The organism is Wolbachia endosymbiont (group B) of Gerris lacustris (assembly GCF_964028355.1).
Lineage (GTDB): Bacteria > Pseudomonadota > Alphaproteobacteria > Rickettsiales > Anaplasmataceae > Wolbachia.
The window spans coordinates 1,534,390-1,557,044 of sequence record NZ_OZ034761.1 but is presented as its reverse complement, the minus strand read 5'-3'; the positions used below and the strand labels follow the sequence as shown (position 1 = coordinate 1,557,044).

19 protein-coding genes, 2 tRNA genes and 2 pseudogenes are annotated in these 22,655 nt (G+C 35.3%); 12 read left to right on the top strand and 11 right to left on the bottom strand.

What is annotated here, in order from left to right:
• Positions 1–14 precede the first annotated feature (14 nt).
• The 3 genes from ABWU62_RS07845 to ABWU62_RS07835 form a co-directional block, all read right to left on the bottom strand.
• Positions 15–662, bottom strand: a complete 648-nt coding sequence (locus tag ABWU62_RS07845; protein ID WP_353288061.1) for an ankyrin repeat domain-containing protein — start codon at positions 660–662, stop codon at positions 15–17.
• Positions 663–772: 110 nt separating this feature from the next.
• Positions 773–1,963, bottom strand: coding sequence for an ankyrin repeat domain-containing protein (locus ABWU62_RS07840; protein ID WP_353288060.1), 1,191 nt, complete (start codon positions 1,961–1,963; stop codon positions 773–775).
• Between the two features lie 52 nt (positions 1,964–2,015).
• Complete coding sequence (locus ABWU62_RS07835) at positions 2,016–3,191, bottom strand: phage portal protein (protein WP_353288059.1); 1,176 nt, start codon at positions 3,189–3,191, stop codon at positions 2,016–2,018.
• Between the two features lie 269 nt (positions 3,192–3,460).
• Here ABWU62_RS07835 and lipB point away from each other — a divergent pair, with 269 nt between their 5' ends.
• The 3 genes from lipB (at position 3,461) to ABWU62_RS07820 (ending at position 6,035) form a co-directional block, all read left to right on the top strand.
• Positions 3,461–4,078 (top strand): lipoyl(octanoyl) transferase LipB, encoded by a 618-nt coding sequence (gene lipB, locus ABWU62_RS07830; protein ID WP_353288058.1) that lies wholly within the window; start codon positions 3,461–3,463, stop codon positions 4,076–4,078.
• Positions 4,078–5,046, top strand: coding sequence for an LD-carboxypeptidase (locus tag ABWU62_RS07825; protein ID WP_353288057.1), 969 nt, complete (start codon positions 4,078–4,080; stop codon positions 5,044–5,046). The genes lipB and ABWU62_RS07825 overlap by 1 nt, the downstream gene beginning before the upstream one ends.
• 196 nt (positions 5,047–5,242) lie before the next feature.
• A protein-coding gene (locus ABWU62_RS07820) for an IS5 family transposase (RefSeq protein ID WP_353287093.1) occupies positions 5,243–6,035 on the top strand; the annotation gives its coding sequence in 2 pieces (ribosomal slippage) (positions 5,243–5,506 and positions 5,508–6,035; 792 coding nt in all).
• A gap of 82 nt (positions 6,036–6,117) precedes the next feature.
• Here the strand turns inward: ABWU62_RS07820 and ABWU62_RS07815 are convergent.
• Complete coding sequence (locus ABWU62_RS07815) at positions 6,118–7,161, bottom strand: ankyrin repeat domain-containing protein (RefSeq protein ID WP_353288056.1); 1,044 nt, start codon at positions 7,159–7,161, stop codon at positions 6,118–6,120.
• Between the two features lie 200 nt (positions 7,162–7,361).
• Here ABWU62_RS07815 and dnaE point away from each other — a divergent pair, with 200 nt between their 5' ends.
• The 6 genes from dnaE (at position 7,362) to ABWU62_RS07785 (ending at position 13,949) form a co-directional block, all read left to right on the top strand.
• Positions 7,362–10,691, top strand: coding sequence for a DNA polymerase III subunit alpha (gene dnaE, locus ABWU62_RS07810; protein ID WP_353288055.1), 3,330 nt, complete (start codon positions 7,362–7,364; stop codon positions 10,689–10,691).
• A gap of 48 nt (positions 10,692–10,739) precedes the next feature.
• Positions 10,740–11,513: a 30S ribosomal protein S6 gene (gene rpsF, locus ABWU62_RS07805; protein ID WP_353288054.1), complete on the top strand. Its 774-nt coding sequence runs from the start codon at positions 10,740–10,742 to the stop codon at positions 11,511–11,513.
• Positions 11,513–11,791 (top strand): 30S ribosomal protein S18, encoded by a 279-nt coding sequence (rpsR, locus tag ABWU62_RS07800; RefSeq protein WP_353288053.1) that lies wholly within the window; start codon positions 11,513–11,515, stop codon positions 11,789–11,791. The genes rpsF and rpsR overlap by 1 nt, the downstream gene beginning before the upstream one ends.
• Positions 11,792–11,794: 3 nt before the next feature.
• Positions 11,795–12,349 carry a 50S ribosomal protein L9 gene (rplI, locus tag ABWU62_RS07795; RefSeq protein ID WP_353288052.1) on the top strand — a complete coding sequence of 185 codons (555 nt, stop codon included), beginning with the start codon at positions 11,795–11,797 and terminating at the stop codon, positions 12,347–12,349.
• 236 nt (positions 12,350–12,585) lie between these two features.
• The gene (gene purB, locus ABWU62_RS07790; protein ID WP_353288051.1) at positions 12,586–13,878 is read left to right on the top strand and encodes an adenylosuccinate lyase; all 1,293 of its coding nucleotides are present in this window, start codon (positions 12,586–12,588) and stop codon (positions 13,876–13,878) included.
• Positions 13,878–13,949: transfer RNA gene (locus tag ABWU62_RS07785), tRNA-Met, on the top strand. The genes purB and ABWU62_RS07785 overlap by 1 nt, the downstream gene beginning before the upstream one ends.
• A 515-nt stretch (positions 13,950–14,464) precedes the next feature.
• Here ABWU62_RS07785 and ABWU62_RS07780 read toward each other — a convergent pair.
• Complete coding sequence (locus ABWU62_RS07780) at positions 14,465–15,790, bottom strand: iron-containing alcohol dehydrogenase (RefSeq protein WP_353288050.1); 1,326 nt, start codon at positions 15,788–15,790, stop codon at positions 14,465–14,467.
• Positions 15,791–15,832: 42 nt separating this feature from the next.
• Between ABWU62_RS07780 and dapE the strand changes: the two genes are divergently transcribed.
• Entirely contained in the window at positions 15,833–16,978 is a 1,146-nt protein-coding gene (gene dapE / locus ABWU62_RS07775; RefSeq protein ID WP_353288049.1) for a succinyl-diaminopimelate desuccinylase, read from the top strand.
• 676 nt (positions 16,979–17,654) lie between these two features.
• A complete protein-coding gene (locus ABWU62_RS07770) occupies positions 17,655–17,834 on the top strand; it encodes a hypothetical protein (RefSeq protein WP_353288048.1) in 180 nt (59 codons plus the stop codon).
• Here the strand turns inward: ABWU62_RS07770 and ABWU62_RS07765 are convergent.
• The 5 genes and pseudogenes from ABWU62_RS07765 to ABWU62_RS07745 all read right to left on the bottom strand — a co-directional run.
• Complete coding sequence (locus ABWU62_RS07765) at positions 17,831–18,376, bottom strand: hypothetical protein (protein ID WP_353288047.1); 546 nt, start codon at positions 18,374–18,376, stop codon at positions 17,831–17,833. The genes ABWU62_RS07770 and ABWU62_RS07765 overlap by 4 nt on opposite strands.
• Before the next feature lie 21 nt (positions 18,377–18,397).
• Positions 18,398–18,469, bottom strand: a tRNA-Gln gene (locus tag ABWU62_RS07760).
• Positions 18,460–18,795 carry a divalent-cation tolerance protein CutA gene (gene cutA / locus ABWU62_RS07755; protein WP_353288046.1) on the bottom strand — a complete coding sequence of 112 codons (336 nt, stop codon included), beginning with the start codon at positions 18,793–18,795 and terminating at the stop codon, positions 18,460–18,462. Before cutA ends, ABWU62_RS07760 begins: the two co-directional genes overlap by 10 nt.
• Before the next feature lie 300 nt (positions 18,796–19,095).
• On the bottom strand, positions 19,096–19,989 hold the full coding sequence (locus ABWU62_RS07750; protein ID WP_353288045.1) for a zinc ribbon domain-containing protein: 894 nt from the start codon (positions 19,987–19,989) through the stop codon (positions 19,096–19,098).
• Between the two features lie 2 nt (positions 19,990–19,991).
• A pseudogene (locus ABWU62_RS07745) lies at positions 19,992–20,615 on the bottom strand (IS256 family transposase); the annotation flags it as partial.
• A gap of 79 nt (positions 20,616–20,694) precedes the next feature.
• Here ABWU62_RS07745 and ABWU62_RS07740 point away from each other — a divergent pair.
• A protein-coding gene (locus ABWU62_RS07740; RefSeq protein ID WP_353287090.1) for an IS630 family transposase occupies positions 20,695–21,700 on the top strand; the annotation gives its coding sequence in 2 pieces (ribosomal slippage) (positions 20,695–21,156 and positions 21,158–21,700; 1,005 coding nt in all).
• Between the two features lie 13 nt (positions 21,701–21,713).
• Here ABWU62_RS07740 and ABWU62_RS07735 read toward each other — a convergent pair.
• A pseudogene (locus tag ABWU62_RS07735) lies at positions 21,714–22,418 on the bottom strand (transposase); the annotation flags it as partial.
• Positions 22,419–22,655 lie beyond the last annotated feature (237 nt).

Genomic DNA, 22,655 nt, shown 5'->3' with positions numbered 1-22,655 from the left:
AATATATTCTACTCTCACCAATGATAAAACTGATTGATTGTTTGTAACTTCTCAATGCTTGTGTCGTCGCAGATTGTGCTTGGACTCTCTGTCTCTCCAAGCAATAAACGTGTTATCTTCCTATAGTCTTCGCGAGCAGATACATGTAAAACAGTAACAGAAGAATTACTTGATATATTAACATTTGCTCCTTTTTCAAGCAATAATTTTACCATACTTGTGTGGCCTAAACGAACAGCATAGTATAAAGGAGTATAACCGAGACGATTTCTTACATCAATAACTGCTCCCTTTTTAAGCAATAATTCCACTTGCTCTAAGCGATTTCTTTTAGCAGCGTAATGTAAAGGAGTTCCACCATTACGATCTGCTGCATTAACATTTGCTCCTTTTTCAAGCAATAATTTTACCATACTTGTGTAGCCTGAACGAACAGCATAGTATAAAGGAGTATAACCGAGACGATTTCTTACATCAATAACTGCTCCCTTTTTAAGCAATAATTCCACTTGCTCTAAGTGATTTCTTTTAGCAGCGTAATGTAAAGGAGTTCCACCATTACGATCTGCTGCATTAACATTTGCTTTGCGTCTCGATGACAATTCTATATGAGGAAGAATAAATCCAAAATCACTTACTGAATTTTCTTGTCCTTGATGCATAAACTACCCCCAATTTATTACAGCTTAACGTAAATACCTGCACTCAATCTGGTAATAGCAAAAGCTTCTCTTTTCATATCATAATGCTAGCTGAGCTTATGTGTATTACCCTAACTACAAACCTGTCTAGCTCCCTGCAGTTGTTCAGCACTTGGACTATCCAAATTCTGACTTGGAATAGCTGCTTTACTTTTATCTAACAAATCCCTTCTGTCAAATGCCTTATCAAATTGGCTTACTATCGTATCAGTGTGTTCAGGAAATTCTGATATATATTCCAATACGTCAGAACACCTTATTTCATCATATTCTTTATCAGACAAATAACCTGCTAATTTATCCTCATCAGTCTCCCGCAGAAACTGATATAATGATATAGTGCTATTACTAAGCTTGATGTTCATCATCTCATTTTGATAATAATCCCATAATTCGGATAATTCACTATTTTCAACAATACACTCTGGTTTTGTTGTGGCTAACATAGCATATGTAATTATATGCCCTACTAGCATTATTTTATTGTAATACCTTGTTTTGTAATCATTAGCTACAATAGATAAAGGAGTCCTTCCTTTCTTGTCTACTGCATTAAGATTTGCCCCTTTCTCAAGCAGCAACTCTACTAATTCCTCATAACCATAATTAACTGCCATATGTAAAGGAGTGTGCCCGCGCCTATCTACTGCACTAATATTTGCCCCTTTATTAAGCAGTAATTCTACTATCTCCCTATTGCCTCGCCTAGCTGCAAAATATAAAGGAGTTATACCAATATTATCTACTGCATTAACATTTGCCCCTTTCTCAAGCAGCAACTCTACTAATTCCTCACTACAACCATAATCAACTGCCATATGTAAAGGAGTGTGCCCGCGCCTATCTACTGCACTAATATTTGCCCCTTTCTCAAGCAGCAATTCTACTAACTTCCCATTATCATACTTAAGTGCAAAATGTAAAGGAGTCATACCCAAATTGTCTATTGCATTAACAATTGCCCCTTTCTTAAGCAGCAATTCTACTAATTCCTTATGACTATTATACCTAACTGCAGCATGCAAAGGAGTCCTATTTCGCCTTCCTACTGCATTAATATTTGCCCCTTTCTCAAGCAGCAATTCTACTAATTTCCCATTATCACACCTAACTGCAACATGTAAAGGAGTCTCCTCTTCCGAAGATGTTACTGCATTAACATCTGCTCCAGCTTCTATCAACTCCGTAATTTGCTGTATATTCACTCCTTGAGAAGAATTTATTAATAGCTTATTTAATTCCATTTGTTCTCTTTTATTCATAATTTGCCCCGCAATTTCATTATAATTAATTTAATATGTAAAAAGAATAATATCAACTCAATTTATCACCACCGGGTAACGATTGCAAGCCAGAAGCTTCTCTTTTTTCATTGAGCGTCATGAAACTTGCGTTTTGCACGTATTTCCACATCTTTTGTCTTTTCTCCATTAGAATTTCTATCGCGTCTTTATCATATGACAAACATAAATCTTTGCCAAACTTGGGCACTAGCCAAGAATTTAAGTGACAAATAATATTTTCTAGCGTTGGTAAAATCGTCTGTTCCCAAAGGGAAAGACGTGCTTCGATCAAATTGCTATAAGTATTATCACCTGGTATGCCAAGCAACTGCTGCGGAACGCCAAAAGCTAAAGCAATATCACGAGCTGAGCTATGTTTTGACTCAATAAAATCCATATCCCTCGGTGATAAGCTCATTTCCTTCCACTCTAAACCTCCTTCAAGCAATATAGGTCTTCCAGCGTTGACAGGACCTGAGTAATGATCATTTATCTGTCCTTTTAAGCGTTGGTACTGCTCTTGACTTAAGTTTCCACCACTTCCATCCTTTTCTGATTTTACAACTATTGCACCACTTGGTCTTGCTCCATTCTGTAGCATTGCCTGATTCCAAGCTCCCGCTTGGTTATGCTGATCTATACTATATGCAGCTGCCTCAATTGGTGATAGTCCATACCAATCATTCAAAGGGTTAAAAGTTTTAAGATGCAGTACTGTTGAACGCCCAGTCAATTTATCAACTTTAAAGTCATAACTGTTGTTATTTACGGTATAACGATAGGCATAAGGAATGTTATTTCTCCCCGGAACAATTTCAACTCTATCGGGACGCAGAAGATAAAGCTCTGTTGGTTTGCTCTGCGGCTCAATCATCAATATATAAGAATTACCGTTAACTAATCGATAAGTCACAATCCCTTCAATAAATTCCGATTTTGATGTCATTGGATTAGGAGAATAAAGTAACTTCAGTAATGGATGTGCTTTTAGTTGTGATTTTCCCTGATCAGTAAGCTGGCAGAGAGTAAAAGGTACCGAAGATGCAGCACTTGCGATCATATTAATTGCTCGAAAGGCAATAACATTTTTTATGTAACCTTCCTCAGCAAAACTTACATAATCACGCCTACTCCAACTTGGTTCCATCATTAGTTGCAAAGCAGAGTATTCACTGCTTTTCTTTCTTTGAAAAATGTTAAAATTCATACGTGCCTCCTGAAAAATTGAATTTGTTAGAAGATTGAAATTATAGTTGAATTAATATGAGCTGTTAGAATAGCTGAAACTGGTTCCTTTATGATGATGTCATCCCAGTGCTTGACACTGGGATCCAGCTTTTCATACAATCTAGTCAAAGACGTTCTTTTTAGCGTAAAGCAACTATGCTCACCAGTTCAGTGTGCTATCTACAATTAAATTTCTGGATTCCAGTGTCAAGCACCGGAATGACATTGATAGACCTAAAGAAATAGAACATGACAGAATGGCTAATCTCTAACCAAATTACTGATTATAACCATGCTATAAAATTCATGGAAGCAAAAATTCAACAAATTTACAATAATTTGTCTGATGAGCTAGTATGGCTGCTCCAGCACCCTCCACTTTATACTGCAGGAATCGGTGGAGCAGATAATGACATTATTGAAAAACTCTTTCCAATATACAAAACAGGCAGGGGTGGTAAATATACATATCACGGCCCAGGGCAACGCATTATATATTTAATGCTAAACCTCAAAAAAAGAAACAAATGTGACATCAAGCTGTATATCAGGGACCTAAGTAATTGGATCATAAACGTTTTAAAGCATTTTAATATACTCGGAGAATTCAAAGAAGATAGAATAGGTATCTGGGTGAACAACAACGGAGTAGAAGAAAAAATTGCAGCTTTTGGTATTCGTTTGAGAAAATGGATAACTTATCATGGCATAGCGCTTAATGTCTCTCCTAATCTTTCTCATTATAAAGGTATCATTCCTTGTGGACTGAAAGATTACGGCGTTACATCAATGGAAAAACTAGGAGTAAAAGTTTCTCTTTGCGAATTAGATGATATATTAAAGCGAGAGTTTCATAAGATATTTTAATGTATTCCTTTATTCTTTATTTGCTATGCCTTTTACTCACTAATCCTGCATACACAATCAATCAAGTTGATATTATTGCTCCTTCTTCGAAAGGAAAAGAATCAGATCTGTCTACTATAAGAGAATACGTAAAAACTTTGGGTTTTAATCCTCATATTTCGGAGAAAATATACAGTAATGACAACCCATTTTATTCTAACTCTGATGAGTTTAGAGCGAATGATTTGGTTAATGCGCTCACTGATGATAGCAAAATAATTTGGTGTATCAGAGGAGGAGAAGGGGCTTCTCGGCTAATTCCCTATCTAGAAAAGTTACCCAATGATAAAAAAGAAAGAATTGCTCAAAATAAAAAAATTCTTATAGGCTATAGTGATATCACTGCTTTACATATTTATCTGCAAGTTAAATACGACTGGCAAACCCTCCACGGCACCATGTTGGAAATGATAGTAAATAACTCTGTTGCTGAAAGCTCTGTTGAAAAATTAAAAGAATTAATTCTTAACCAACGCAACTCTATCAGATTTGACAACTTAAAGATGATAAATAATGGAGTTAGACTAAAAAATGGCAGATTAGAGTCTAAAATCATCGGTGGTAATATGACTTTGGTTGAAAACAGTATAGGAACTGCTTGGCAAATAAACGCAAAAAACAAAATTCTATTTTTAGAAGACATAAGAGTTTATCCATATTCAATTGAGCGCAGTCTAGATCACCTAAAACAAGCTCATATTTTTGATGGAGTACATGCAGTAATATTCGGTGACTTTGTTAACTGTTATAATGATAATCTTGTTGAAATTGTAAAAGAAAGGTTTGCAAAAAGTGTTAACTTTCCAGTATTTACAATGAAAGGAGTAGGCCATGGACATATAAATGACCCTTTACCTCTCAACACTCACACTATCATCAGCATTCAAAACGAGAAGGAGTTTATGGATGTGCAACAGTTATACAAGTAGCTTTATCTCACACTCCTTTCATTCCATCACTTTCCCTTCAACCATTCAAGTAGCCCTCCTTCTTGTCATCCCAGTGCCTAGACACTGGAATCCAGATCAAGTACGGCTATTATCCAAATAACCCTTCGTTGTTAGAACCTGTACATGATCTCAAGAAAGGAATAAACTAAGAGATAATGTATATAAGTTAGGATATATGAGGAGTGTATACCCAAGTGATATAAGTCGGGAAAGATTTGAGATTATATTACCAGATCTAGAATCCTGTAGAAAAAAAACAAAACCAAGAAAACTGGATTTATATGAGTTATTTTGCGGTGTACTTTATGTGCTAAAAAGTGGCTGTCAGTGGCGAATGCTACCAAAAGAGTTTCCAAAATGGCGCAATTGTTACGATTACTTCAAGAGATGGAGTAAAAAACCGAATGAAGATAGAGAAAGTGTTCTAGAAATTGTCTTAAAAAAAATTAGTTGGAGAGGTTCGTTTCAACAGTGGTCGGAATACAAAAACAAGCTTCTGCATCATTGATGCTCAAAGTGTAAAAAACACCGATATTGCTGAAGAAAAAGGTTATGATGCCGGCAAGAAAATTTCAGGAATAAAGCGTCATATTGCAGTAGATACGCAAGGTTTGCCACATGCAATTTATATTACTACAGCTAATATCGGAGATCGTACTGCTGCTGTAGAGATGATTTGTAACGCAAGAAAAAATCTTTCCGAAGTTCAAAATATACTAGTTGATGCAGGTTATACAGGAGAAAATTTTGCAACTCAAATAAAAACGACTATTGGTGCAACCGTTGAAGTAATAAAACGAAGTGAATTACATACCTTTGTTGTATTGCCAAAAAGGTGGGTTGTAGAGCGTTCTTTTGCTTGGCTGGAAAAGTGTAGACGGTTATGGAAAAATTGCGAGCGTAAACTCAATACTAGACTACAAATGGTCGTTCTAGCTTTTACTGCCTTGCTCCTCAAAAGATTATGAACAGGCTCTTATTCAAGCAGCCCCTTCATTGTCATCCCAGTGCCCAGACACTGGGATCCAGGAACCTGCGTCACGCGCTCTACTATGAAGGAATGCCAGTAACTCCCCGCTGTTCATTTATTGAGTTGACAATTGGTTTTTCTGCTCCATCAACTTTAGTACTAGGCTTTAGTAATTCATATGTAGCACAACCAACTACCAGTGTTGCTGCTGTAACTGCAACCACTGCTATAACTATAGGTATCAACTGAGCTGTAATTGTTCCAGTTGTAAAAAGTGCCACTGCTATGGCAGTGCCTAATAATGTAGTTACTCCACCGGCAATCATTGATTTATTACGTGCTTTCACAATCATTGCCTTATTATTATGTTCTTCCACAAAAGAACGTCCTCCTGCGTCTAATAGAGCTTTTACTAAGTCTTGATTCTTAGCATAATCTAAAGGAGTCTTTCCATATAAATCTACTGCATTAACATTTGTTCCTTCTTGTAATAAAATCCCTACTATACCTACGCGACCATTCTTAGCATCATTATGTAAAAAAAGAGGTTCTTTTAAACCAAAATCTACTCCTCTTCCGAAAAAAAACTCTGTTATCTTTTTGTGACCATACAAAGCAGCATAGTGCAAAGCAGTGCGATTCGAACTATCTTTCACATTAACATCTGCTCCTTTTGAGATTAAAAACTCTACTACCTCTTTGCGACCATACAAAGCAGCATGGTGCAAAGCAGTGCGATTCAACACATCTTTCGCATTAACATCTGCTTCTTTTGAGATTAAAAACTCTACTATCTCTTTGCGACCACACAAAGCAGCATAGTGCAAAACAGTGCGATTCAACATATCTTTCGCATTAACATCTGCTCCTGCTTCGAGTAAAACCCCTACTGTCTTTGTGTAACCATTCTGAGCAGCTATAATTAATAACTTCTGCTTTCTGCGTAGGAGAATATCAAATGCATCATTTACATCAAATTCATCTTTCTCCCACTCTTGATATAGACCTTGATCCTGTTTCTTTAGTTCTTCTTGTATTTCCTCAATTATATTATCTTTATTTAAGCCTTCCTTAACCTCAATCGTCCTCAGTACTTTTTTCAGTAATTCATATTCTCCTGTCATGATTTTACCTTCAATATTAAACGATATGTTTAATTATTACATGATTATGATAAAAAGTCAATTAAAACAAGCTAATAACCGGGATTGTGAATAGTAAATTAGATTCAAATAGCCTCTTTAGTGTTATTTCAGTGTTAGACCTTTTCATATCCCTACGAGCAAATTAATGTTATCCTTTTATTGCTAATCTAAAGTTTTTTATGTTCATACACTTGCGTGTTCATAGCGTTTATTCTCTGCTTGAGAGTTCGGTTAAAATTGAGGAGCTGATTGGTCTTTGTTTGCAGAACAAAATGCCGGCAGTTGCAGTTACTGACTCAGGTAACTTATTTGGCTCACTTGAATTTGCAGAATATGCAGCAAGTAGGGGAATACAGCTAATAATAGGATGCAATATTATCGTTCGACACTTAGAACAAAATTTATCAATACTCCTACTTGCAAAAAATGAACAAGGGTACACTAATTTAGTCACCTTGGTGAGTGAGTCTTTTAAAAAGCGCAAGAATAACAGCGATATTCCTTACGTTGATTTTGATGAGCTATTAAATTTAAGTTCAGGCCTAATCGCCTTAACTGGTGGATATGACGGCATATTGGCTCAACTGTTATTGAAGCAAGATAAAGAAACGATAAAAAGACTGCTCTCAGCATTCGATGGTCATTTATATGTTGAATTGCAGCGTCATGGGCTGAATAAAGAGCTAGAGCTTGAAGAAGCTTTAATAGATTTTGCTTATCAGCTCAATATACCACTAGTTGCAACGAATGATGTATTTTTTCCCAACAGGTCTGACTATGAAGCTTATGATATATTAACGTGCATATCGGAGGGCAGTTATGCTCTAGAGAATAACAGAAAGAAGTTAACTACCGAGCATTACTTCAAATCTGTGGCAGAAATGGAGGAACTGTTCAGCGATATTCCCGAAGCAATTCATAACACTTTAGTGATAGCTAAGCGGTGCTCTTACATGCCAAGAAGCAGGCAGCCTATCTTGCCTAAATTTCCTTGTCGAGAAAATAAAACTGAGAATGAAGAACTGAGGGAGCAGGCAGTTTCAGGGTTGAAGCTGCGTATTGCAAATGAAACGGACATAGGCCTTAAACAATACTACGATCGGCTGAATTACGAACTAAGCGTAATAACTTCGATGAACTACGCTGGCTACTTTTTGATAGTTTCTGATTTCATTCGTTGGAGCAAAGCAAATGGCATTCCAGTTGGACCGGGAAGAGGTTCTGGTGCTGGATCGATTGTTGCTTGGAGCTTACAAATTACAGATCTTGATCCAATAAAGTTTGGTCTGATCTTTGAAAGATTTTTAAATCCTGATCGTATATCGATGCCCGATTTTGATATTGATTTCTGCAAGGAAAAGAGGGATTTAGTTATTGACTATGTTCAAAAGAAATACGGTTATGTTGCTCAAATAATCACTTTCGGAAAATTACAGGCAAGGGCTGTGCTGCGTGACGTTGGTAGAGTATTGCAGATGCCCTACGCTCAGGTGGATAAAATATCCAAAATGGTTCCTTTTAATCCGGTAAACCCGGTAACTTTATCACAAGCGATAGAGTTTGATCAAAATCTGCAGAAAGAACGAGATAGTGATGAAGTAATTGCAAAACTCCTTGATATCTCTTTGAAGCTTGAAGGAATATATCGTCACGTTTCAACTCATGCTGCTGGAGTTGTGATATGCGATCAAAAGTTAGAAAATTTTGTTCCCGTCTATTATGATCCAAATTCGGCTCTGCCAATCACTCAATACAGCATGAAATATGTGGAGAAAGCTGGGTTAATAAAATTTGATTTTCTTGGACTTGGTACGCTAACACTAATAGATCATGTATGTCGTTTAATTAATCGTGATGAAAAAAAGATCGATATTTCTTCAGTTCCTTTGAATGATCAAAAAACCTATGAGATGCTCTCTAGCGGTGATTCAATTGGAGTGTTCCAGCTTGAAAGTTCGGGAATGAGAGAAGCTTTAATCAAATTAAAGCCAGATTGCATTGAAGATATCATCGCTTTAATTTCTCTTTATCGTCCAGGTCCTATGGATAACATTCCAACTTATGTTGCAAGAAAGCATGGACTTGAAAAGCCAGATTACATTCATCCATTGCTTGAAAAGGTACTAAAAGAGACATTTGGAGTAATAATCTACCAAGAACAGGTAATGGAAATAGCGCGTATTCTCTCTGGATATAGCTTAGCAGAGGCGGATTTACTCAGACGTGCTATGGGTAAGAAAATTAAAGAAGAGATGGATAAACAACGTGAACTCTTTGTTCAAGGAGCAACAAAAAACGGTGTTGATTACGACAGGGCAAGTTATATTTTTGATCTTGTTGCAAAATTTGCTGGTTATGGATTTAATAAATCCCACGCTGCAGCATATGCGATTATATCTTACCAAACAGCTTACCTTAAGGCTAACTACCCGCTAGAATTTTTTACGGCCTTGATGAATCTCAACATTGATGATAGAGACAAACTGAATTTATTTTATCATGCTGCAAAATTCAGTGGAGTTGCTGTTCTTTCGCCTGATATCAGCAAATCTAAGGATGAATTTTCAATAGAGGGTGACCACATACGCCACGGAATTGCTGCTTTGCGTAATGTTGGTTTTTCTATAGCAGAAGGAATAGTAAATGCACGCTCAAGTTCTTATAAGGACATATGGGAATTCATTCAAATTTTGGGACATATAATAAATAAAAGGGCATTAGAAAGTTTAATTAAATCTGGAACATTCGATAGTGTGCACAAAAATAGAAAGCAGTTATACGAGTCAATAGACACATTGATTTACTTTGCAAATAAAAATAGGCAGTCAAATCAAGCTGCTTTGTTTGGTAATCTTGATGTTCCGAAGCCAAGACTTGAGAACGTGGAAGATTTTAATGAAGAGGAAAAATTAGAGCATGAGTTATTTTCATTGGGATTTTACTTAACTAATCACCCACTTGAAAAATTTAGAACTCTCTTGAAAAAATTAAATATTGGGTTTATTGGAGAGAGTAAGACGATAAAAACTGCTGGTGTAATATTAAATGTGCGTATGAGAACCTCAGAACGTGGAAGATTTGTTATCCTAACACTTTCTGATCCCCACAATGTTTCTGAAATAGCATTCTACAATAATGAAATAATAGAAGAAAAAAGGAATCTATTTTCACCTGGAGCATTTGTGATAATTGATCTTGAAATTTCAGAAAACACAACGAGACTATCAGGAAAGGACATATCTGAATTTACAGAAAAGGTTACTTCTCTAATGAAAGGATTAGTTTTAACTGCTGTATGTGCAGACTCGCAAAAAGTTGCTGAGGAGTTGAATGCAGTGTTGAAAAATGGAGGTAAAACCAAAATAATGCTAAAGTTTCTTCTCGAAAAACATAAAGTCAGCATCTTGTTGCCAGGTACATATTCAATCACCCCCCAAGCTATTTATGAAATATCTCACTTAAGTTGGATTGAAGGCGTAGAAATTAATACAAATAACTTGCTTATATAAAAAAGTTTTATATAATAAAGTGTTTAATTGATATTAAAGGAAGATATAGTGAATCTCTATGAATTTACTTTTATAGCACAACAGAACTTATTGCAGCAAGAAGTAGAAGAAATGGTCCAAGAATTGGCTATTTTGTTGAAAAATATTAAAGTAGATGTTATTTCTCAGGAGGTTAAAGGTCTTATAGAAAGAGAACATAGCACAGTTACAAAACAAGAGCTAGAGGCAAGTACTGAAAGCATTAAAAAAATTCTGATTGTTTACTCTGATTTTTTGGAAACTCTGACAAAAATTTTATGGGTTGAATTGGAAGAAGATTTTTCAAATTTGAAAGAAATGAAGTCAAAAATCGATGAAGAATTGAAAAGTGAACTAAGTGATGCGGGAGTAAAACAAAATTTTATGGACCTTCCAGGAGCTAATACTAAAAGTGCATTTATCTATAATGTAGTAAATGCTTTTAAGGAAAATATTTCACAACATCTAATAAAGCCTCTTCAAGAGGTTTTAAAAAGTTTTAAAATAGTAGACTCAAATCAATTGAGTAAAACGCTGGAAGTGCTTTTAAAAAATATTGAAGCTTCAGGATTGATAAAATATGAATATTGGGGTCTACTGGATTTTGCATACCCAATAAATAAGATGAAAAGTGGTCATTACTGTATGATGTGTATAAGTTTTACTTCAAGTATTATGGATGAATTTGAGCGTAGAGTAAAACTGAATGAGAATATTATTCGCCACTTGTCTGTACGGGTTAATGAGTTTTTTAAAGGTAAATCTTACATGATGGATAAACAAATTGAGGAGAAAAGTGCATAATGATGAAAAGACGAAATAGTTTTAATAATTCTTACGTGTCTGTAAATAACAGAACTGGTTTTAAGCGTTCTAAGGTCTGTCCTCTTGCTGAATCTAAAGATGAGGATATAGACTATAAGAATATAGATTTATTGTCCAAATTCACTTCTGATTATGGTAGAATACTACCTAGAAGATTAACAGGTGTGTGCGCAAGAAAACAAAGAAAGTTGCGCTTAGCAATTATAAGAGCACGCTTTTTAGCTCTTGCTCCTTACTGTACTAAAAAAGTTAGGTAATTTATGTTAATAATTTTAAAGGAAAATATAAGAACTCTAGGTAAGCTTGGTGAAGTTGTCAAAGTTAAGCCAGGTTATGCACGTAATTTTCTTTTTCCACAAAAAAAGGCGATGAAAGCCACTAAGGAAAATTTAATAAAATTAGAGGAACAGCGTTTATTATTGGAAGAAGAAAATACCAAAAAATTAAATGCAGCAAAAGTGCTTGCATCATCACTGCATGATAAATTTATTATATTAATAAAGCAAGCTTCAGAGGATGGAAAGATTTTTGGCTCTGTAACCACACGTGAAATTGCAAAAATTTTATTACAAGAAGGATATGATATAAGTCATCATAGTTTATCTTTTGGTGGAGTAAGTATCAAAAATTTGGGCGAATATCAAGCAAATATAGAACTACATAGTAAAGTGATAGTTCCAATTACTATATGCGTCGTGAAATCCGAAACAGATGCAAATAAGCTAAGGCAAGTAAAGCTGCAAAATCAGAAATCTGAGCAACAAGAGGCAGAGCAAGATGCGAGTAAAGAAGCTACTGATGGTGATGATAGCTGATCAAAGATGATCCCACGCTATAGCCGTAAAAAAATGTCTGCCATGGCTAAGCTAGTATCATCCCAGTGCTCCCCTCATGTCATCCCAGTGCGTGACACTGGGATCCAGTTTATTTCATCATGGACATTATTTTATGCTTCTAGAATCCGTTGTCCATTGAATAATTTGCAAATACTTTTATATCTGGATTCCAGTGTCACGCACTGGAATGACACCATTATTGGAATAAATCAAAAATGATTCCACGCTATAGCCGCAAAGAAATATCTTCCATTTGGGAAGAAAAAAATAAGTTCAACATATGGCTTAAAATAGAAAAACTGGCATGCAAAGCTCAAGCAAAATTAAAAGTAATCCCAAATGATGTTGCTGAAAAGCTCTCTGGTGCTATTGAATTTGAGATTGAGCGTATTAACGAAATTGAATCTATTGTAAAACATGATGTTATAGCTTTTCTAACATATATTGCTGAAAAAGCGGGAGTTGATGTTCGTTATCTCCACTATGGAATGACAAGTTCTGATGTTTTGGATACATGCCTTGCGGTGCAGTTGAAAGAGTCATGTGATATTTTACTCGGGAATCTAGAAAATATACTTGCGGCGTTGAAAAAAAAAGCTGAGGACTATAAAGATGTTGTTTGTGTTGGGCGTAGTCATGGGATGCATGCAGAACCAACAACTCTTGGATTAAAATTTGCTAGATTTTATGCTGAATTTAAACGCAATTATCAGAGATTAATTAGCGTGCAAAAAGAGATCTCAATTTGTAAAATATCAGGTGCAGTAGGTAATTTTGCAAATGTTGATCCGTTTGTTGAAGAGTATGTAGCGAAAGAAATGGGACTCATACCTGAAACCATATCATCTCAAGTCATTCCTCGTGATAGACATGCCATGTTCTTTTCGGTTTTGGGAGTGATTGCAAGTTCAATAGAAAATATTGCAATTGAAATTCGTCATTTGCAAAGAACTGAAGTTGGAGAAATTTCTGAGTATTTTTCCACTGGTCAAAAGGGAAGTTCTGCTATGCCGCATAAGTGTAATCCTATTTTAAGTGAAAATTTGACCGGGCTCTCACGCTTGATACGTAGCTATGTATTTCCTGCATTAGAAAATGTTGCATTGTGGCACGAACGAGATATATCGCACTCGTCTGTGGAAAGATGCATTACTCCTGATGCTTGTATAGCAATGGATTTTGCTTTAGTACGATTAACAGATTTGATAGATAAATTGGTGATCAATAAGGAAAACATTGAAAAGAACTTAAGTTCTTCAAAAGGCTTGGTTTTTTCACAACGAGTATTACTCGAGTTGGTAAATAGTGGTTTGGCAAGGGAAGAGGCATATAAAATTGTTCAGAACAATGCAATGAAAGTAAGGCAGAACAATAGTAATTTTCTGTCAGAATTAAAACAAGATAAATCCTTGCATGGAATTATTGACTCTGAAAAACTTGAATATTTGTTTGATTTGAAGTATTATACGAAACATATAGATTATATATATAGCAAGGTTTTTAATTAGGCTGAGTAGCTCAGTGGTAGAGCAGGAGGATCATAATCTCTTGGTCGGGGGTTCAAGTCCCTCCTCAGCCACTCAAGCTAAACTATGGTTTGGCAAGAGCAGCGCACTTGGCAAAACAGTATATCAGCTCATTGAAATTCAGTTGTGCTAGGTAATGATGAGTATGAAGTTATAGAAATTTGACCTTTGGTCTCTTTCAGATAACAGAATTTCACTACAAAACCTAACTTTTGTATCTGTTCAGAAGTGTGGTTAATGTGCAAATATTGAAGTAAAAGTGGTATTATTCAAAGTTTTTTTCTTCTCTATCTAATGCTTAAGCTTGGATGTTGCTATATAATACAATGGTGTCATCCCAGTGCTTGACACTGGGATTCAGCTTTTACATGATCTCGTCAAAGATGTTTTTTAGCATTACTTTTATGCTCATCAACTCAGCTGACAATTTTTATCTTCAACCCCACTATCCACTGAATCTATGTTCTTTTTTTCCTGGATCCCAGTGTCAAGCACTGGGATGACACCATTTTGTTGTAAACTCACTTTTACCTTATTTTTGCCACCCTGCTGAACGAATACACAAAATCTAACTTTTTTCTATACAACCAGCCAGGTCAAGAAAGGTAAATCTATCTCTTGTTGCAAATGTAAGATTGACTACCTTGCAGTATTGCTCTTTGTTCCAATTAAGATGCTCCGGTAAGTACGGAATTGATAGATCTTCAAATACTATCTGCAAGTGTTTTGCAGATAGTAAATTTTGCTTAATTAAACTAGAAATATTACTCCATTCTTTGCAAATAATCTCTTGAATTTTTTGCTGCATCATTTGCTTCTGCTTTAGAATTTCTATAAATTCGGTATTACCAAAGCACTGAGTTATATGTTTTATATCTAAAGTGGTCGGTTTGATAATCGGGCTTTGTATTGATAATATCTTTTCCTGTAAATTAGCCATAGTAATCGTCGTAACGGCAATTTTTTCGCCATGTAACGAGGAGGAATAATCTTTTGTTACCATTTCCATTGCATGAGCTATCATATGTTCTCCTTGGCTTGCAGAGTAGCTGCCTTTTGACATCACCATTCCAAGTCCTGAAATCAATAAGGCTTCCATAAGTAATAAAACTACTCTTTTATCTTTTTTAGCAAGTGCCAAGTGTTCTCTGAGTAAAATTTCCTCCAGATCGCGAACAAATCTAAAGGGAAACTCATTGTATTCTGTGCCAAGTAATAGATGAGATAATAGCCAATCTGCTTGTACTGTTGAACGGCAGATGAAATCTGCAAATCCGCTTAATGTGAGGCGTAGTGGTGCATTGGCAATTATATCGGTATCAATGTATATTGCCTTTGGAAGATGTGCTTCAAACGATTTTTTATATCCATCAACTAATATTGAAGCGTTTGCAGAGCTGTATCCATTCATGGAAGCAGCTGTTGGAAAGGATATGTAGTCTTTGCCTTCTAAATAGCTTGCGTACTTACAGATATCATTAACAGTGCCACTGCCAAATGCAACCATTAAGTCACTATCTTTTGCTTTATTTCTAACTAGATTTACAGTTTCAAGAGAGGCAGCTCCGTCTGGTGTCATTCCAGTGCTTGACACTGGAATCCATACTTTTTCTTCCTGGATCCCAGTGTCGGAGCACTGGGATGACAAAATCTTGGGAGCATCCGAGATGACGTAGGGTTTTGCAAGAGGCCTAATGGTATTACCTGGAATAATTAAATGAGAAATTTTACTAAGTATGTTTTTGTTTAAAAGTTTTGCTGTATTTTCATCTGCAATCAGAAAAATGTCATTCCCGTATTGTCTACATATTTCGTAGATATTATCAGCAAGTACTGTTACTTCCCTAATAAGAACTTGTTCAGTGTGCTGTAATATTTGTTTTAAATATCGCATAGAATGTTTACAATATGGTAATGTCAGTATTTCAAGATTGATATGAAGATTGACCCTGTAGAACTAACTAAGAAATTAATTTCTTTTAAAAGTATAACACCAAAAGACGATGGGGCAATAGAGCATATAGCAGCCATTCTCAAGAAAAGTGGTTTTGAATGTGAGATTTTGGAGTTTGGTGATAAAGTTAAAAATCTTTATGCAAAATATATAAATGGAGTACCAAACTTGTGTTTTGCTGGACATGTTGATGTTGTACCACCAGGTGAGTTAAAAGATTGGACGTCTGATCCATTTAAGCCAGAAGTTAGAGATGGAATGTTGTATGGAAGGGGTGCAGATGATATGAAAAGTGGAATAGCTGCATTTATTGCTGCAATGGTAGATTTCGTTGCAGAGAAGTTTCGATTCAGTGGTTCAATCAGTGCATTGATTACCAGCGCTGAAGAAAGCACGGAAGAACATGGAACAAAGGCCGTTTTGGAATGGATGAAAAGTAAGCAAAAAAAGATAGATTTTTGTATAGTTGGAGAACCAACGAGTAGTGAGAAATTAGGTGATACCATAAAAATAGGAAGAAGAGGTTCTGCAACATTTAAATTGATTTGCAATGGTAAACAAGGGCACGTTGCCTACCCAGACCTAGCGGATAACCCAATATATAAAATGATATCGATATTAAGTAAGATAAAAGATACCACTTTTGATACTGGTAATAAATATTTTCAGCCTTCACATTGCGAAATTACTACTATCAACGTTGGAAATAGTACTAGCAATCTAATACCTAATTCAATAGCAGCAAGTTTTAACGTTCGATATAACAATACACAAACACCGGACATTTTATATAAGATGATTGATTCAATATGCGCCAATGTGACTAAAGATTATAAACTTTCTATGCAGAGCAGCAGGGACGTTTTTCTCTCTACTCCTGATAGAAATACTGATATTATGCTTGATGCAATAAATAAAATTACCGGTATTGATGCTGTGCTGAGTACAAGCGGTGGCACATCTGATGCTGTGTTTATTAAGGATATTTGTCCAGTGATTGAATTTGGTATGATCAACAAAACTGCACATCAGGTAAACGAATGTGTGTCAGTAGAGGATATACACAAATTAACAGCTATATATAAGGAGTTTATAAAAAATTATTTTACCCCACTAATAAAATATTAAACCAGATCAATGTAATTGGTAATACGCCTGATGGTCCATTATTAGCTTGAGGTGCAGTTGCATAGAGAAGAAAACTTACTAGACACATTTTACCAGCCCCTTATTATAATATTAAGGGTATTTTTGACTCAAAACTTGTCTTTGATCTGTGCAATCTCAATAACAAAAACTCAGTAAAAAGCTTATTAGCGAAAATTATATGGTATCCGTTCAGCAGAGTGGCAAAATAAGATAGACAAAAAAAGTATAAGAGAGAACGGTGTCATGCAAGTAGCTGACACAGGTCCTTTTATAATGCCAGTGCTCAGACATTGGTTTTTGATCGAACTTGTTTGTGATCAATTTTCCAGTGTCGCGCATTGATCATTTTTTTCTATAGTTGTCTTTTCTCGCCTACCTTATTTTGCTACCCGGCTTTACCTATCCAGATGCTTATGAGAATTTCTTAAACATTTATAGCTCATACAAAACCCGGTCTGACTGTCATAAAGGCTACTCATTTCAGCAGATAACGTTCGTACAAAATTTCCAACAAATCTTAATTTTCAAATTAAAGAGGTACATAATGTCAAATAACTTCAATTTTAAAGAATTTTTTCACCATTACGAAACAAATAGCACTTTAGATGATATACAAAGGTACTGCATACTGTGGCAATCAGTGATATCACAGGCAATGATTGATGCAGCAAGTAACTGTAAAAAAACAGAAAGCTTGGTAGAGAAACGTAAAGCAATTTCCTGGCTATCAGACTTCAGTCAAGATTTTGTTGAAACATGTATACTGGCTGATTGCGATCCGTTATACGTAAAAAACAAAATACAGCCAATTTTAAAAAAGATAAAGCCCTTTTAATGAGGTCTACCCCTCTCACCAAGAAAAATATCATTTAATCTTTTTTCTATAGCTTCATCTATATCTTGAATTAATAGCTGCTTTATCATATTCACTTTCCGTTCTGCCTCTTGAAGATTATTGTTACCGTAACTGTTCTTATTACTATAACCATAACTACTGCCATTTGGTTTATTACTCATTTTTCTTCTTGTGCTGAGTATCTGAACTATCTTCTCCTTGAAAAAAGACTTCCAGCCTGTGCCAGAAAATAATTTGTAGAGAAAATGCGGAGTAAGAAACGCTACTAATATTCTAATAGAAACTCCATAACCCAAATCATCTCTATTTTCATAATACCATTTTAAATATTGATACAAATGGTAAAATGCATTTTTGAAAGAGCTAAATTCTACAGTATACCAAAAGCCATTGGTGAGAAACATGAGCATAATGCTCGATGTATAAAGATACAGAGTGAAAAGAAATAGCTTAACAACTATATCTTTCAAACTGCCCAGTACGTAATTAAATAACCTTAATTTATAAAAAAGTGATATCATTTTACGCACACTTTAATAAAGCTGGGGTGGAAGGATTCGAACCTTCGCGTGGCGGTATCAAAAACCGCTGCCTTACCGCTTGGCTACACCCCAATATTGTTTATATCAATAACATTATTAACCCAATTAGTAAAAGATTTATTCGCTTTTCCTATGGGTATTATCACAACGGTTGGTTGATCATAAGAATGCATTGCCTCGATTTTTTCTACAATCTTATCAGCCTGATCATTCCTGCTTTTCATAATTGCCACTACTTCACAATTACTATTAATTTTACCTTCCCATAAATACAGAGAATCTACTTCAGAAAATATATTTACACACACAATTAACTTCTCGTTTAACAATTCTTCAGAAATAGCCTGAGCCTCTTTCAAGTTTGAAAAAGTTATATAGACTAAAACTAAGTTGCTCATTAATCGCTACATAAATGCATTTTTACTATACTCTACTTAGATTTATTCATCAAGAGAAAATAGGAGAAACCTCTTCAGTGCTTGACACATAGAAATTGAAGATGTCATTTAGTAGCTCTCCCCTTGTCATCCCAGTAGTTCTCCTCTTGTCATTCAAGTAGCTATCCAGCCTTTCTTAACAACAAAAACTTAGCATGACTTTTGTGCTCAAAAAACTTCTGGATTCCAGCATCAAGTGCTGGAATGACATGGTGAAATATTATTCAAGTAGCCTCTGTCCCAGTGCCTATTCGGTGTCATTCAAGTCAACTCTTTTCTTGTCATCCCAGTGCCTAGACTGCTAGTACAACATTGCATAATTCTATTATGGCTATTTTGATCAAAATTTGCAAGACTTTTTATTCGAAATACTATATACAAGTGGTTATGGTTGATTTCAATTTGATGAACTAACATTCTAATAATATTTTGCTTAGTCTGCCAATCTACTTGATCAAGCTTTGATTCAACACTTGAGGAAAAGTTTTTTAAGCTATCTGTAACAAGGCTCAATTCTTGTTGTAATTTCCTTTGATCAAGTACTTTTTCTCTTTCCTCCTCAATTTCTTTCAAATGCTGTTTCATTGTTGTAATTCTTGGCTCAAATTCTTCTTGGCTTATAAACCCTTTGGCATAGCTATCAATAAATTTTTTGATACTTAATCTTAACTTATTTTCTTGCTTTTCACGTGTTTGATTATGTAGAGGTTTTTTGTTCTCTGACAATCTACGTTGATATTCATTTGCAATCCTATCTGGCTCTTTTAATATACTCTTAACTTCTTCCCATATAACTGTATCGAGTACATCAGTACGTATTGATTTATTGTCACATACTCTGTTGCCATTAAACCTGGAGCCAGAACAACGGTAGTAAGAATAACGTTGATTTCTACTATATGCACCACAATAAGTATATTGGCAGCGCTGACATACTGTTAAACTCCGCAACAAAAACGTTTCTTTTCTTTCCCGTACTCTTGCTCTTTGTCTATTTTCAGTTAGCTGTACTTGCACTGAATCAAATAAATTATCACTGATTATTTTTGGCACTGAAACATAAATCCAGTTCTCTTTATCATTACTAAAATGACCATTTTTGAGTCTACCACAAGTTCCTTTTGGGAGTGTTAAATAAACTGTGTCAAGCCGCATTTTTAGTTCAACTCAATTTTCAGTCTGTTGGGAAAGAAAATGTCAAGCTGAGACATAGTTAATGACCAATTAGGCAAAGCTGTAGTCCACTTTTGCTCTACCTTTTTTATAGCACAATATACCTGTTTGTACAAGGCATTTGTATTAGTAAATGAGCCCTTAGTTTTAGTAAATTTCCTAATTTGTCTATGCAATCCCTCAATTGGATTGGTGGTGTAAATCAGCTTCCTAACTGGTCCAGAATACTTAAAATAACCAGACAAATTTTCCCAATTGTTTTGCCATGATTTTGTAACCAAGGGATATTTTTCACTCCATTTTTCTTCCAGCTCAAGCAAATAATTCTCAGCAATCTCTTTACTTGAAGCACGATATATTTTTTTCAAATCATTTATGAAAACTTTTACATCTTTGCTAGATACATACTTCAGTGAATTCCTTATCTGATGCACTATGCATAGCTGTACTTCTGCTTTAGGAAATACACTATTTATAGCGGTAGGAAAGCTTTTTAGCCCATCAATACAGGCAATTAGAATATCTTCTACTCCTCTTTCTTTGAGGTCATTTAGTACTCCCAACCAGAAGTTAGCTCCTTCACTTTCAGCCAAATAAAAACCTAATACCAATTCCCGCTATACAAGCAACGAATAGACAATAATGGAAAAAAAGCCATACTGGAGTAAGTAAAATAGCGAGGTTTAGATGGCATTAAGATCAAAATTATTGGATGAAAAAGTGGTGGAATCAGCAAAAGAGATGCTGAAGAAAGTAAGAAATAATGCGTATGTTGCAAAAAAACTAAATGCTGTAATTGCAGCAAAAAAGCACAGTATAACAGCTGTAGCAAAAATATGTTGCATTTCGAGAAAGGCAATTACTACATGGATAAAGCACATAAAATTTGGAAGAGAAGAAAAATTATTTTCTCCACCTCAACGCCGTAGAAAAACTATATTGAACCAAAGTCAACTTGAACAAATTGAGGTGTGGATAGAGGAAAACCCCAATATTACTATTAGAGAAATGAGAATAAGAATCCAAGAAAGATTTGGTTTGAATATCAGCAAATCCACAATACATCGTAATATGCAAAGAATGAAATTCTCATATATCACACCAAGACCAGTTCATAGTGGACAGGATAAAAATAAGCAAGAGGAGTTTAAAAAAAAACCTCAATGAAACTATTGTCATGCATTCTGAAAAAGAGCTATTTTTCTTCGATGAATCACGGTTTGGTACACATTCAAAAGTTGGACATGGGTGGTTTAAAAAAGGCAGTAGGACACAGGTTAAGGTAAAATTAGGTAGGGAAAATTTTTATCTCTATAGTGCAGTTAATCCCAGAAATGGAGAGAATTTTAGCTTATTTGCACCAAACGTCAACACTGCTTGTATAAATATATTCCTTGAACAGATGTCGCAATATTTAGGAATACGAAAGGCTTTTCTCGTGATGGATTGCGCTAGTTGGCATAAGTCAAAAAGTTTAAAGATACCTAAAAATATCGAAATTATATACCTACCACCATACTCACCTGACCTCAATCCTGTTGAGAGGTTTTGGTTATATATAAAACAGAACATTTTGCGCAATAAAATCTACGATACAATTGTTCTGCTTGAGAGCGCTTTGTGTAAATTTATTACCTCTCTTTCCCCTTCCACGGTTAAACAACTCTGCAATGCTTCTTATTTGGTTCATTAATAATGAGAGTTGGTATTAGAATATCTTCTACTCCTCTTTCTTTGAGGTCATTTAGTACTCCCAACCAGAAGTTAGCTCCTTCACTTTCAGCCAAATAAAAACCTAATACTTCTTTTCTGCCATTTTGATTTATGCCCAATATATTATACATACATTTACTTATGCAATGTCCGTCCTCCTTGACCTTAAAAAACATGCCATCCATAAATACTATTGGATACACTGATTGCAGTGGGCGGCTGCGCCATTCATTGATTACTGGTAGCAGTTTATCGGTAATACTAGATATCTCTGCTGCTGATATTTTGTGGTCATATATTTCCTCAACATGTGAAGCTATATCTCTGTATCCCATGCCACTGGTATATGTGCTTAAGACCTTTGCTTCAAGTTCTGGATGTAGGCTTGTTTGCCTTTTTTTGACTATTTGTGGTTCAAAGCTTCCCTCCCTATCTCTTGGTGTTAGCAGCTCAAATGAGCCTGCACTCGTGCGTAAAGTTTTTGCGTTTCTCCCATTTCTTCGGTTATTTTCTTCACTTTCAGCTGACATGTAGCTTTCTATTTCACCTTCCAGACTTGCCTCTAGCAACCTTTTTATAAACGGTGTTAATGCTCCATCTCTTCCTGTCAATGGTCTTCCTTCTCGTATAGATGACAGGATATTTGTTTCTAATTCTTTATAATCTACCAAACCAGTAGTTCTATTTGCTTGACTCATATCAAACCTCCATTTTTTATATCAATTTATTACTTTTTTTTCGGTTTGACACACTTTTTTGAACGTTCCCTTAAATTTACATGAATTCCAGTGTCAGCTACTTGAATGACATCTTCAATGTTCTGTACATCTGTGCATTATGCACTGGGATGACATTATGAGAACTGAGATACAAAAAAAGAAACACTGGTTTCACATGCATCTGTCTCAGTGATGTAAATTCAACTTTACCCCATT

Coding starts and splice junctions, on each gene's coding strand:
- ABWU62_RS07840 (WP_353288060.1), bottom strand. CDS start 1,963: ATGAATAAAAGAGAACAAATGGAATTAAATAAGCTATTAATAAATTCT.
- rplI (WP_353288052.1), top strand. CDS start 11,795: ATGTTAATAATTTTAAAGGAAAATATAAGAACTCTAGGTAAGCTTGGT.
- ABWU62_RS07770 (WP_353288048.1), top strand. CDS start 17,655: ATGATTGATGCAGCAAGTAACTGTAAAAAAACAGAAAGCTTGGTAGAG.
- ABWU62_RS07780 (WP_353288050.1), bottom strand. CDS start 15,790: ATGCGATATTTAAAACAAATATTACAGCACACTGAACAAGTTCTTATT.
- lipB (WP_353288058.1), top strand. CDS start 3,461: ATGACAGAATGGCTAATCTCTAACCAAATTACTGATTATAACCATGCT.
- ABWU62_RS07815 (WP_353288056.1), bottom strand. CDS start 7,161: ATGACAGGAGAATATGAATTACTGAAAAAAGTACTGAGGACGATTGAG.
- ABWU62_RS07750 (WP_353288045.1), bottom strand. CDS start 19,989: ATGCGGCTTGACACAGTTTATTTAACACTCCCAAAAGGAACTTGTGGT.
- purB (WP_353288051.1), top strand. CDS start 12,586: ATGATTCCACGCTATAGCCGCAAAGAAATATCTTCCATTTGGGAAGAA.
- dapE (WP_353288049.1), top strand. CDS start 15,833: ATGAAGATTGACCCTGTAGAACTAACTAAGAAATTAATTTCTTTTAAA.
- cutA (WP_353288046.1), bottom strand. CDS start 18,795: ATGAGCAACTTAGTTTTAGTCTATATAACTTTTTCAAACTTGAAAGAG.
- ABWU62_RS07845 (WP_353288061.1), bottom strand. CDS start 662: ATGCATCAAGGACAAGAAAATTCAGTAAGTGATTTTGGATTTATTCTT.
- ABWU62_RS07835 (WP_353288059.1), bottom strand. CDS start 3,191: ATGAATTTTAACATTTTTCAAAGAAAGAAAAGCAGTGAATACTCTGCT.
- dnaE (WP_353288055.1), top strand. CDS start 7,362: ATGTTCATACACTTGCGTGTTCATAGCGTTTATTCTCTGCTTGAGAGT.
- ABWU62_RS07765 (WP_353288047.1), bottom strand. CDS start 18,376: ATGATATCACTTTTTTATAAATTAAGGTTATTTAATTACGTACTGGGC.
- ABWU62_RS07825 (WP_353288057.1), top strand. CDS start 4,078: ATGTATTCCTTTATTCTTTATTTGCTATGCCTTTTACTCACTAATCCT.
- rpsR (WP_353288053.1), top strand. CDS start 11,513: ATGATGAAAAGACGAAATAGTTTTAATAATTCTTACGTGTCTGTAAAT.